This window comes from Steroidobacter sp. (assembly GCF_016790065.1).
Taxonomy (GTDB): Bacteria; Pseudomonadota; Gammaproteobacteria; order Steroidobacterales; family Steroidobacteraceae; genus Steroidobacter.
Genome location: NZ_JAEUPY010000273.1, coordinates 1 through 11554, shown reverse-complemented (window position 1 = coordinate 11554; position 11554 = coordinate 1). Strand labels below are relative to the sequence as shown.

General features: G+C 60.6%; 10 protein-coding genes. All 10 read right to left on the bottom strand.

What is annotated here, in order from left to right; genetic code table 11:
* Positions 1 to 137: 137 nt before the first annotated feature.
* Positions 138 to 1130, bottom strand: a complete 993-nt coding sequence (locus JNL55_RS11830; RefSeq protein WP_293853032.1) for an AraC family transcriptional regulator — start codon at positions 1128 to 1130, stop codon at positions 138 to 140.
* 61 nt (positions 1131 to 1191) lie between these two features.
* Positions 1192 to 2343, bottom strand: a complete 1152-nt coding sequence (locus JNL55_RS11825) for a Gfo/Idh/MocA family protein (RefSeq protein ID WP_293853031.1) — start codon at positions 2341 to 2343, stop codon at positions 1192 to 1194.
* Complete coding sequence (locus JNL55_RS11820) at positions 2336 to 3400, bottom strand: sugar phosphate isomerase/epimerase family protein (protein WP_293853030.1); 1065 nt, start codon at positions 3398 to 3400, stop codon at positions 2336 to 2338. Before JNL55_RS11820 ends, JNL55_RS11825 begins: the two co-directional genes overlap by 8 nt.
* A gap of 32 nt (positions 3401 to 3432) precedes the next feature.
* Complete coding sequence (locus JNL55_RS11815) at positions 3433 to 4206, bottom strand: SDR family NAD(P)-dependent oxidoreductase (RefSeq protein WP_415923059.1); 774 nt, start codon at positions 4204 to 4206, stop codon at positions 3433 to 3435.
* Between the two features lie 5 nt (positions 4207 to 4211).
* The gene (locus JNL55_RS11810; protein ID WP_293853028.1) at positions 4212 to 5069 is read right to left on the bottom strand and encodes a fumarylacetoacetate hydrolase family protein; all 858 of its coding nucleotides are present in this window, start codon (positions 5067 to 5069) and stop codon (positions 4212 to 4214) included.
* Positions 5070 to 5186: 117 nt separating this feature from the next.
* On the bottom strand, positions 5187 to 6188 hold the full coding sequence (locus JNL55_RS11805; protein WP_293853027.1) for an aldose epimerase family protein: 1002 nt from the start codon (positions 6186 to 6188) through the stop codon (positions 5187 to 5189).
* The gene (locus tag JNL55_RS11800) at positions 6185 to 6931 is read right to left on the bottom strand and encodes an SDR family oxidoreductase (protein ID WP_293853026.1); all 747 of its coding nucleotides are present in this window, start codon (positions 6929 to 6931) and stop codon (positions 6185 to 6187) included. Before JNL55_RS11800 ends, JNL55_RS11805 begins: the two co-directional genes overlap by 4 nt.
* The gene (locus tag JNL55_RS11795; protein ID WP_293853025.1) at positions 6928 to 7896 is read right to left on the bottom strand and encodes a sugar phosphate isomerase/epimerase family protein; all 969 of its coding nucleotides are present in this window, start codon (positions 7894 to 7896) and stop codon (positions 6928 to 6930) included. The genes JNL55_RS11800 and JNL55_RS11795 overlap by 4 nt, the downstream gene beginning before the upstream one ends.
* Entirely contained in the window at positions 7893 to 10055 is a 2163-nt protein-coding gene (locus JNL55_RS11790) for a PQQ-binding-like beta-propeller repeat protein (RefSeq protein WP_293853024.1), read from the bottom strand. Before JNL55_RS11790 ends, JNL55_RS11795 begins: the two co-directional genes overlap by 4 nt.
* 19 nt (positions 10056 to 10074) lie before the next feature.
* On the bottom strand, positions 10075 to 11554 hold a 1480-nt coding region (locus JNL55_RS11785; protein WP_293853023.1), incomplete at its 5' end, for a TonB-dependent receptor.

The window sequence follows — 11554 nt, the reverse complement described above, 5'->3', positions numbered from 1 at the left end:
CGGCTGCGAAGTTTCCGGGACGGATCGCTCATGTCTTCCCTTGTGCCCTAGTACTGGGATGGGAAGGTGCGCCTTCCGAGCCTGCGGCCACTACCTCGGAGTTTTCGCGTCGGTGCGCTTTTTTTGTCCGGCGCTGGTTACACGGCCTTGAGCGGCGGATATTCGATGGCGCGCTCGTTGAGGACACGCGTGCGCTCGCGATACTCGCTGGGGTTCATGTGCTTGAGCGCGCGGAACTGACGATTGAAGTTCGACAGGTTGCGATAGCCGCACTCCATCGCAATCTCGGTGATGCTGGCAGTGCTGTTGCTGCCGAGTAAACGGCAGGCTTTGTGCACGCGTAGGATGTTGACGAAGTCCACGAAATTTCGCCCGGTCGCAGCCCGAAAGAAACGGCTGAACGACGAAGCCGTCATCCCCAGGCGCTCGGCTACCTCGGCCTGACTGATCTCCAGATCGAGATGCTCGCGCACGTAACGATGCACGATCTCGATACGATGCCGATTCACTGGCGTGATGTCGTTCTGGAGATGGTAGTCCTTGGCCGCGAGCAACCGGCGGTCGCTGGACTTGGACAACAGATTCAAAATATCGAGTAGGCGAAGCAGCCGATCCAAACCCTTCTGCGCCACCAACGCATGCAGCAACGGGCCGACCGCCTGCACCGTCGGCCCGAAGAAATGCAGGCCGCAGGCCGCGTCCTCGCACAGCTGCATGATCCCTTTGCTTTCCGGCAGCTTGCTGAGCAGGTCGCCGAGATAGTTTTCCCAGAACTGCACCACGATGAGCTCTGCAGTCTCGTGATTCGGCGCATGCCGATCGTTCTGCCAGCAATGCGGCAAGTGAGGCCCGACCAACACCAGGTCGCCGGGGCAGTAGCGCTCGATGCTATCGCCAACGAAGCGCGTGCCCTGGCTATGAATCAGCCAGGTGAGTTCGAATTCCGGGTGGTAATGCCAGGTGTGATCGCTCGACAGATCGTCGGATAAGAAATGCAGGCAGCGAAAGCTGCTTTCCATATCGGCCTGCACCGCTTCGAACTGCGGGTCCAAGGCATGGACGGCGGCATGCTTGCCTGATTTCGCTTCCGATGCGCGCCCGTCGCTAATTGGCGGAGTACGCACTCTCATATGGCATCGTCCGATCGAGATGCGCCAAAGTAGCACTCCATCGTAGACAGGGCAACGGCGACTAAGCGGAACCTAACTCGGTCCAAGCCGAGCCGGCGCCGCTTGAAGAAATTGCAGCCGCGATAAAGCGCATGCCACGCAAGCCCTGTTCAGCATCGGGCAACGGATGATCCAGCTTGTTGCCGGCCGCACCGTTGGACACCTCGATCAGAGCTGCGAAATCTTTGTACAGCTGGGCAAAAGCCTCGATGTACCCTTCCGGATGTCCGCTGGGAACGCGCGTCGCCAACGATGCTGCCGCATCGAGTTCATGTCCGCCGCGAGTGAGCACCTGCGGGGCCTTGCCGAACTCGGCCAGACGCAACTGATTGGGATGTTCCTGGACCCATTCGAGGGACGCGCGCTCGCCATAAACACGCAGGCGTAATCCGTTCTCGTGCCCGATGGCGACTTGACTCGCCCACAACGAGCCGCGTGCTCCGTTCGTGAATCGCAGCAGCATCTGCGCATCGTCATCGAGCCTGCGTCCTGGCACGAACGTGGAGAGTTGTGCTGCGACGGACTCACATCGCTCACCACTTACGAACTCTGCAAGCTGGAAGGCATGGGTTCCGATATCGCCGATACAACCGCCCGCGCCACTTCGCGCTGGATCGGTTCGCCACGCCGCTTGCTTCTGACCGGTTTGCTCCAGCGCGGTGGCGAGCCACTCCTGCGGATACTCCACCTGCACGACTCGAATCGGGCCAAGTTTTCCGGAGCGAACCATGGCGCGCGCCTGACGCACCATCGGATAACCCGTGTAGGTGTGAGCCAGCCCAAACACGCACTTCGATCTAGCCGCCGCGGCGACCAGGTCCTCAGCTTCCGCAACGCTGACGGTCATCGGCTTCTCGCAGAACACGTGTATGCCGGCATCGAGAAAAGCGCGTGCCGGCCCATGATGCAAATGATTGGGCGTCACGATGGCCACGGCATCGATTCGATCGGCTCGCGCCACTTCGCGGCTCACCATTGTTTGGTAATCCACGTAGCTGCGCTCGGGCGAGATATAACACTCGGCGGCGCTAGCATGCGCACGAGCAGGGTCTGAAGAGAACGCGCCGGCGACCAACTCGAACCGATCGTCGAGCCTCGCGGCCATCCGATGGACCGCACCGATGAAAGCGCCCTGGCCACCGCCCACCATTCCGAGTCGTAATCGTCTACGCATGTGAGCCCAACCCCAGTACCGAGTCGATCAAACTTCGATCCACTTTCGAGTCGGCGAAATCATCGAAGCTCTTGGCGGCGACTTTGATCAAGTGCCGTTGTATGAAAGGCGCGCCCTCAGTCGCACCGACCACAGCATCCTTCAGTGCGCATTCCCATTCGAGTACCGCCCAGCCGGCATAGTCGTGACGTGTCAGCCGAGAAAATATGCCGCCGAAATCGACCTGTCCATCACCGAGCGAACGGAAGCGCCCGGCACGTGCAGCCCAGGACTGATAGCCGCCGTAGACGCCCTGTCTCGGCGAGATATTGAACTCTGCATCCTTGACATGAAAGGCCTTGATACGCTCGTGGTACACGTCGATGTAGCCGAGGTAGTCGATGTGTTGTAACAGCAGATGGCTCGGATCGTACAGCATGTTACAGCGGGGATGATTGTCGACCTGCTCCAGAAACATCTCGAAGGTCGCGCCGTCGTGCAGGTCTTCGCCCGGATGGATTTCGAAACACAGATCGACGCCGGCGGCATCGAATGCATCCAGGATGGGCCGCCAGCGGCGCGCCAGTTCCTTGAAAGCAGTTTCGATCAAGCCGGGCGGCCGCGGTGGCCACGGATAAAAGTACGGCCAGGCTAGCGCCCCAGAGAAAGTGGCATGCGCGTTCAAACCGAAATTTCTCGAGGCTTTAGCGGCGAGCAGCAATTGCTCCACGGCCCACTGCTGACGAGCGACAGGATTGCGTTGCTGAGCCGGCGGCGCGAACGCATCGAACACCAGATCATAGGCCGGATGAGTAGCAACCAGCTGACCCTGCAAATGCGTGGACAGCTCAGTCACTGCGATACCGAACTCCGAAAGCTTGCCCTGAATCTCTTCGCAGTAGCCCTTGCTGGCCGCCGCCTTGCTCAAATCGAACAGCCGCGCGTCCCAAGTGGGAATCTGCACTCCGATGAAACCCAAATCTGCCGCCCAGCGCGCAATCGAATCCAGCGTATTGAACGGCGCCGTGTCACCGGCGAACTGCGCCAGAAAAATCCCCGGACCTTTGATCGTTCTCATTTGTCATCTCCTAGCGCGTGCGCCGCGACTGATCAGGCGCCGGGCTTTTCATAGGGCCAATTGGCCTGCGTAAACACTCCGCCGTCCACCCAAAGCGTTTGACCGGTGATGAAAGAGGCGCCAGGTGACGCCAGGTACAGCACCACATCCGCCACATCTTGGGTCTGACCGATGCGTCGTAGCGGCGTGATCGCGGACCAGGTACCTGCGTAGTCGCCCGCTTCCGCTTGCGTGCGCTCGATTTCGATTGCGCCCGGCGCAACGCAGTTCACACGGATGGCATGCGGACCGAGTTCGATCGCGGCCACCTTGGTGAACTGCTCGATGCCACCTTTGGACGCGGTGTAATCGACCAACCGCGGGAACGCGAGCTTGTTACATCCGGAACCGATGTTCACGATGGCGCCGGGCTTGCCGGCCGATACCAAACGTCGCGCCACGTTCTGCGTGTTCAGAAAACAGCCTTTCAGATTGGTGCGAATGACTCGATCCCAGCTGTCTTCCTCGAGTTCGAGTAAGGGCGCCCACGTTTGCACACCGGCGTTGTTGACCAGCAAGTCCGGAGCTCCGCGCCAGGCGGCGACTCGGTCATAGAACGCATCCACATCGGCTTTGATGCCGACATCGCATTGAGCGAAGAGCACGTCCGCTCCGGCAGCACGCGCGCTGGTGGCTGTTTGCTCAGCCTCGTGCGGCCGACTGATGTAACTGAAAGCAACGTCCCAGCCCTCGCGAGCCAGCGTGTTCACGATCGCACGACCAATCCCGGTACTACCGCCGGTGACAACCGCCAAACGCCGCGACACTGCGCTCACTGGTTCGCACTCCCACCGTGGGGGCGCACGCGCTGCCGCTGCTGACCCAAGCCTGAAATTCCCAAGCTCATTTCGTCCCCCGCTTGCAGCCACACGGGCGGCTTGCGCGCCATTCCGACGCCGGCGGGTGTACCGGTGCTGATGATGTCGCCCGGCTGCAGACTCATGAACTGGCTGACGTAATGAACCAAGTACGGCACATTGAAAATCATGTCGCGCGTGTTGCCGGCCTGCATACGCTGGCCGTTCACGTCACACCACAATTCTAGATTCGCCACATCGGCGATTTCGTCCAACGTCACCAGATACGGCCCTATCGGCGCGAAGGTGTCGCAGCTCTTGCCCTTGTCCCATTGCCCGCCGCGTTCCAGCTGGAACGCACGCTCCGACAGATCGTTGATCACGCACAGGCCGGCGATATGGCTCAGAGCGTGCTCGACACTCACATAGCGCGCCTCGCGTCCGATCACGACGCCGAGTTCGACTTCCCAGTCGCTCTTGGTGGAATTTTTCGGCAACTGCACGTCGTCGTTGGGGCCCACGATCGTAGATGTCGCCTTCATGAATACCACCGGCTCCGTCGGCGGCTGCATGCCGGCCTCGCGAGCATGGTCGGCATAGTTGAGTCCGATACAGATGATCTTGCCGACGTCCGCCACCGGCGCGCCGATGCGGGTCTGCTCAGCCACCAGCGGCAGTCGCTCCGGATCGATGGCGGCGAAAGACGCGAAGTGGTCGGCCAAATGCCGCGCTTCGAAGTCGAGGACCAGTGCGGAGAGGTCCCGATGGCCGCCGCGAGCGTCCACCATGCCGGCGCGCTCCTGTCCCCTGGGTCCGTGTCGAAAGAATCTCATAGTGATACGTCAGCGTTTTGCTAGGTCAGCGCTGCTTGGGCGCCGAAAAAAGGTACTTGTGCCGACCGGGGATCGATAGGCCACAGTTGCTTGCCATTGCGTATTCTTTTGTCGCGGTCATCGCGACCTGAAGCGATACGCGGCGGCGAAATGGAACCGGTCGCCCGCCTGCAGAATCGTGCCGGGAAAATCCGGGCGATTGGGCGCATCCGGGAACTGCTCGGGCTCCAGGCATAACCCTTGGTAGGCGCGCCACGGCGGGCTCAGCGATTGACCGGTATAGAACTGCAGCGCCGGCTGATTGGTGAACAGTTGCATCGCTATCCTGCCCGCGGGACAGGTGAGTTCCGCGGCAGGCTGGTCACGGGGCAGATCCGAATCAAGGATGAATGCGTGATCGAATCCGCGAGCGCTTTGCAGCTGCGGCTCGGGTGCACGCAGGCGATCTCCAATTCGAGTCCGTTGCCGCAGATCGAAAGGTGTGCCCGCGACCTGGCGCGGCGCGCCTTCCGGAATACCGTGCGCATCGATGGGCAGGAAGCGAGCGGCGTTGATCGCAACCTGATGATCCTCGACATTGCTGGAGGGATCGCCGGTCAAGTTGAAATACGGATGGACGGTGAAGCTGACGGGCGTCGGCCGGTCGCTGCTAGCGTCGACCGTCACGCTCAGTTCGTTGGGCGTGAGCTCATAAGTTGCGGTGACTTCCAGTGCGCCGGGATAGCCACCCTCGCCGTCGGGCGAGAAGTAACGAAGCACGACGCGACGCGCTCCCCTGTCCTCCACATCCAGCACCGTCCAATCTCTGGAGTGCAAACCTGCCGAGCCGCCGTGCAAATGATTCGGACCATCGTTGGGAAGCACGTTGTAAACCCGGCCACCGACAGCGAACTTGGAGTTAGCCAGCCGATTCGCGTAACGACCAATCAGGCGACCGACATAGGCGGGATCGAAGCTGCGCGTCGACTCGGTGGGCAGGATCAGATCGATGTATCCAGCAGGCCCCGGCGCACGCAAGGACAACAACGACGCACCGAAGGGATCGATCCGCGCCTGCAATCCATCCGGCCAAGTCAGCGTCAGCGGCTCCGGTGCATCGCTGTTCCTCTCCTGAATCACAAGCTCATCCCACCATCCACGATGATGTCGCTGCCGGTCATGAACTTCGCCGCATCACTGGCCAGCATCACCGCGATCTCGGCAATCTCTTCGCTGCGTCCGAATCGGCCCATGGGCTGACGCGCCAGGAAAGCGCCGAGCGCACTCGGGTCGCCTTGCCGATCGATCCGCTCTTGCAACGACGGCGTCATCACCGTGCCCGGAGATATCGAGTTGCAACGGATGCCACGGTCGATGAAATCGCGCGCCACGGATTTGGTCAGCCCGATGACCGCAGCCTTGGTCGTGGCATAGGCGAAGCGATTCACTACTGCCTTGGTCGAAGACACCACGGAGGCGATATTGACGATCGAACCTTCTCCCGCTGCCAGCATCGAGGGCAACAACGCGCTGATGGTGTTGAACATCGACACCACGTTCACGTCGAACGATTTGCTAAGAACCGCGGCACTCGTGTCGAGCACACTGCCGGTGGGCACGATGCCCACGCAGTTGACGAGCACGCCGATATCACGATGTTGGTCCGCGATCCGGCGCATCGCCTCTGGATCGGTAACATCCAGCTGCAGCCACTGGATGCCCTGGGTCGCTGCTTGATCTGGCGCCACTGGCTGCAAGTCCGCCGCCACGACCACCGCTCCTTCTCGAGCCAAGGCCTCAGCGATACTGCGCCCGATGCCTTGTGCGGCACCGGTGACAAACGCTGTCTTGCCAGACAACTTCCCAGCCACTGCGCTGCTCATGTATCGAGGGTCTGCAGATATTTGTAGCTGAGCTTGGCCGACTCCAACGCCGGGCGAACGAACGGCGGCTCCTGCTCCACGTATCCCGCCTTGACGCCGGTGGCGCGAGCGGCCTTGAACACACTGGGCCAATCGACCGCGCCCTGCCCGATCTCCACCGACGTCATTTGCATCGACGTATTGGCAGCCACCGGTTTCAGATCCTTGATATGTAGCAATTGGAATCTGCCGGGATACTTGGTCAGATAGGCCGCAGGATCATTGCCCGAGGCTTTCACCCAACCTACGTCCATCTCCATCGCCACCAGCTTCGGGTCAGTCCCACGCAGCAACTCGTCGTAGCCGGGAACGCCGTTGAACTTTTTGAACTCGGCATTGTGATTGTGATACGCGAGCTGAATACCGGCCTTGCGCGTCTGCTCGCCAATGCGATTGAGCAGTTCGGCATCGCGCTTGATGTCGTCCAGCGTCAGCGAGTCGAAGGCTTCACGCAACTTGCTCAAGTCGAAACCAGGCTTGCCGAAACCTGGAATACGCACGTTCGGCACGACCAGATACTTCCAACCGATCTGTTGGGCGTACTCGATGCATTGCGCCAGGTTGTCGACCAGCGTCGGCACGTTCGGTTCGAGTGCCTGCAAAGGAAACATGCCGCTTTCGCAGATCAGCCCGGCCTCATCCAGCGACTTGCGTAAGTCGCGTGCGCTACGGCCATAGGTGCCCGGCAGCTCGACATATTTGTAACCGATGGCGGCGACCTTCCGGATCGTGCCTTCCAAATCCTGGGTCATCTCGGCGTTGACCGTGTAGAGCTGCAAGCCGATCTTGAGCTTCGACGTCGACGCATCCGCCGCCAGTGCCTGGGTCGAGATGACACTGCCGGCGAGCATCGCGGCAGCACTTTGTTGCAAGAACAGACGACGCGACATTTCCATCACAGCGATCCTCTCGATGTATGACTTCATTTCTTGCTTGTTTGGGGCAGGGCAAAGGCGATATAGACATCGCCGCGCGGGCCGCTCAACTTGCCGCCGCCAGTCGCTGCGATCACGACGTACTGACGGCCATCGACCTCGTAGGTCGCCGGAGTGGCCAGGCCCATGAACGGCAGCTTGTGCTCCCACAGCTCTTTGCCGTTGCTCTTGTCGAACGCTCTGATCTTGCTGTCGCGAGCGCCCGCCGCGAACACCAGGCCGCCGGCGGTGACAATGGTCCCGGCGTAGTTCTCGGTGCCGGTTTTAGGAATGCCTTTGCGAGCCAGCTCTTCGTACTCGCCCAGCGGCACTTTCCAGGCAATCTTGCCGGTGTTCAGATCGATGGCATTCAACGTGCCCCAGGGCGGCGTGCTGGCGGGATAACCCTCATCGTCGATGAAGCGACTGAACTTGGTGAGGGAATATTCGCTCGGCTGATCCGACGCCTTAACGCCATCCTGCGCGGGCGGCAGATCACGCTCATACAAGAAATCCGCCACCGCAGTGAATTCCTCACCGCTCAACACTTGCGGCGGCATACCGCCCTGCCCGTTCCTGACAATGTCGGGGAAGTACTGCTCGTGCACTCGTTCCTTCAGATTGACCAGCGACGGCGCGGTGCCCTTACCCTCGCGCTGTTGGCCATGGCAGGCAGCGCAGTGAGATAGAAATACTTTCTCGCCGGCCGTGGGCGGAGAGTTCGGGTCGCGAACCGCAGCCTTGTGTCCGCTCTTGAGCGTCAGTATCCAAGGAATCTCGTTGGCATTGACGAACAGCCAGCCGGTGGTTGGATCGAACGACGCACCGGTCCACTCGGCGCCGCCTTCGATGCCGAACAAAATCAACGGCCGTCCATCCCGGAACGGCTGAAACCAGCCGAAGTCCGCTTGGCTCGCCTGCTCCCGTACGAATGCATTCGCCTTGGGCGTGCGCTGAGTGATGTCGGCCAGCGTGAACTCTTGCCGCGAGAACGGTTGGGGCAATTCCAGATCCGGCTGATACGGCCAGGTGCGTTCACCGGGAATCGTCGATGTCGGTGCGCGCCGCATACGATACGGAAACAGCGGCTTGCCGGTGGTCCGATCCAGCAACAGCGTGTTGCCTTGTTTGGTCAACTGCGCCACTGCGTCCACTTTCTTGCCATTGCGAGTGACCGTCACCAAATTGGGTGGCGAGGAAATGTCCAAATCCCAGATGTTGTGTGCGATGTCCTGGAAGTACCAAAGCAAACGACCGGTGCGCGCATCCAACGCGACGATGCTGTTGGAGTAGAGATTGCGTTCCTCGCGGTTGGTGAGTTCCGGAATCAACAGGTGCGGATCGCCTACTTGGAAGAACGCGATGCCGCGCTTGGCATCGAGCACCATGCCGGCCCAACAGTTGTATTTGAACTTGGAGGCCTCGGCGTTGAGATTGAAGTCCCACACCCGAGCGCCCGTGACCACATTGAACGCATCCACCACGTTGGCTTTGGGCGCTACCAGGATGTCCTCGAACACCGCAGGCGCGACCGGCGGACCGTCGTCTCCTCCAGTCGACGGCACTCTGCCGCCAACACCGAAGGTTTCAATCGGCTTGCCCGTCTTTGGATCCAGCGCATACACCCACGTGCCGGAAGCAAAGAACAATCGCGGTCCCACTGCCCCCTGATTTGATCCGCTCTTGCCGGGCCAATACAGCAAGCCTCGATAAGCCGGCCCCCAGTAGCCACTGGTCTCGGGTTTGAAACGCCACAGCTCCACACCGGTTGCGGCATTGACGGCCGCAATGTGCTTGCCCGTGGTCGGCGCGTACATCACGCCATTCGCAATCACCGGATTGGCGGCGACATCAGCCAAGCCGTCGCCGGAACGATAGGTCCACGCGACCTGCAACTTCGCAACGTTGTCGCGCCGGATCTGATCCAACGCCGAATAGCGCGTGCCGCCAGCGTCAGCATGCGAGCGCATCCACGAACGATGCGACTCGGTGTCCGCCGCTGCCGGCGTCAGCTCGGCATCCTTGGCCGCTGGAATCACTTTATACAAAGGGAGCGCTGCCCTCGCAGCAGCGCTCTCCACAGTCAAGGGCTGGGCGGGAACATCGGCGTTGGCGCCGCTCAACCAACAGACACTCACAGACAGGCACGACAACAACGCGGATCGAAGCATGATGTTTTCGCCTTCGTCTTCAGAACTTGAAGCGCATGCCGAGGTAATAGCGCCGCCCGGTGAGCTGATACAGACGGTTGAAGCCGTACTTGTTGACCTCGACCTCGGCCTCTTCGGTCAAGTTGACCACCGAGGCGTTGAAGGCCAGCGACTCGCTGAAGTTGTAGTTGGCGGACAGGTCCAATTGACCGTAGCCCTTCACATACCTGCCGTCGCCGAAGTTACTGACGGCGTCGCCCACCCACTGGCTGCGATAGTTATAAACGGCGTGCACGTCGACCGCGCCGTTGTCGTAGTACAAGCCGAGGTTGTATGAGTCATCCGAAACACCCGTGAGCGGCAACGGCCCCTGGCGTTCGTTCAGTGTCACTTTGCCGGACCAGATGTGGGTGTAGTTGGCCTGCATGCCCAAGCCGCTCAGCACTCCCGGCAGAAACGAGAACGGCTGCTGGTAACCGATCTCGACGCCCTTCAAAGTGGTCGCCTGCGCGTTCACCGGCTGCGCCACCGACAAAGTGATGGGGATGATGTCGCCAATCTGGTAGCCCGAGCCCAACAGATTGCCACCCAACAGGATCTGATGAATCTCGTCGGTGTAGCGCGTGACCACCAGGTTCTTCACATCCTTGTAGAAGCCCGCGATGGCCAGCAGGCTGCGGTCGCCGAAATACCATTCCAACGACAGATCGACTTGATCGGCCAGATACGGTTTCAGATTGGGATTGCCCTTGGCCAGCGTACCGCGCCAGATGCCTTGCGGCGGCGGTTGGGTCGGTGCGCTGGGATTGCTGGCCGCCGCCAGCAGATTCATGTCTGGTCGTTGCATGACGCGTGCGGCCGCGAAGCGCACCACAACGTCGTCGTTCAACTGATAACTCAAGTTGAAGTTGGGCAACACGTCATCGTACGTCGAGTCCTGTCCCAACAGATCCGCGCTGCTGTAGCTCAGCGAGTTGTTCAAGCCGTAAATCAGATACGCGCTCGAAGGCGGTACGTAACCCGAAGACAGTGCTTCAGTGCGTACAGCGCGCACGCCGATGTTGCCCTTCAAGCGCTCATCCGCCAGCGTGAAGTCGAGCCGTGCGTACAGCGATGTCGATTCCTCCTCGACCTCCGTCGTACTGGTCAGCTGCTGCGCGGCTGGATGGGACGCCATGTACGCCGCCATCGGATAGTCGTGGAAGAACTTATCCAGATTCACGGTCAACCAATTCCGCGGCGGTTGTGCTCCACCGCTGTACGAATCGAAGAACGTGGGATTGCGATTGATCATCGCATACGGGCTCATGTCGGCCGCGAAGCCATCCGCGGTGTTGTTCAACCAGTTCGGCGAGTTGGCCAGGGTCCGCTTGGCATGATCGACGCCGACTTTCAGCGTCTTCAGCCAGCCGGTGTCGAGCTCACGCGCGGCATCGAGTCTGAAATTCCAGATCTTGTCCGTGGTCGGTGCCTGGTACGCGCCCTGGATGCCGCTGAACACGTAGTTGTTGATGTCGTTC

Coding starts and splice junctions, on each gene's coding strand:
- JNL55_RS11825 (WP_293853031.1), bottom strand. CDS start 2,343: ATGCGTAGACGATTACGACTCGGAATGGTGGGCGGTGGCCAGGGCGCT.
- JNL55_RS11830 (WP_293853032.1), bottom strand. CDS start 1,130: ATGAGAGTGCGTACTCCGCCAATTAGCGACGGGCGCGCATCGGAAGCG.
- JNL55_RS11790 (WP_293853024.1), bottom strand. CDS start 10,055: ATGCTTCGATCCGCGTTGTTGTCGTGCCTGTCTGTGAGTGTCTGTTGG.
- JNL55_RS11800 (WP_293853026.1), bottom strand. CDS start 6,931: ATGAGCAGCGCAGTGGCTGGGAAGTTGTCTGGCAAGACAGCGTTTGTC.
- JNL55_RS11795 (WP_293853025.1), bottom strand. CDS start 7,896: ATGAAGTCATACATCGAGAGGATCGCTGTGATGGAAATGTCGCGTCGT.
- JNL55_RS11820 (WP_293853030.1), bottom strand. CDS start 3,400: ATGAGAACGATCAAAGGTCCGGGGATTTTTCTGGCGCAGTTCGCCGGT.
- JNL55_RS11810 (WP_293853028.1), bottom strand. CDS start 5,069: ATGAGATTCTTTCGACACGGACCCAGGGGACAGGAGCGCGCCGGCATG.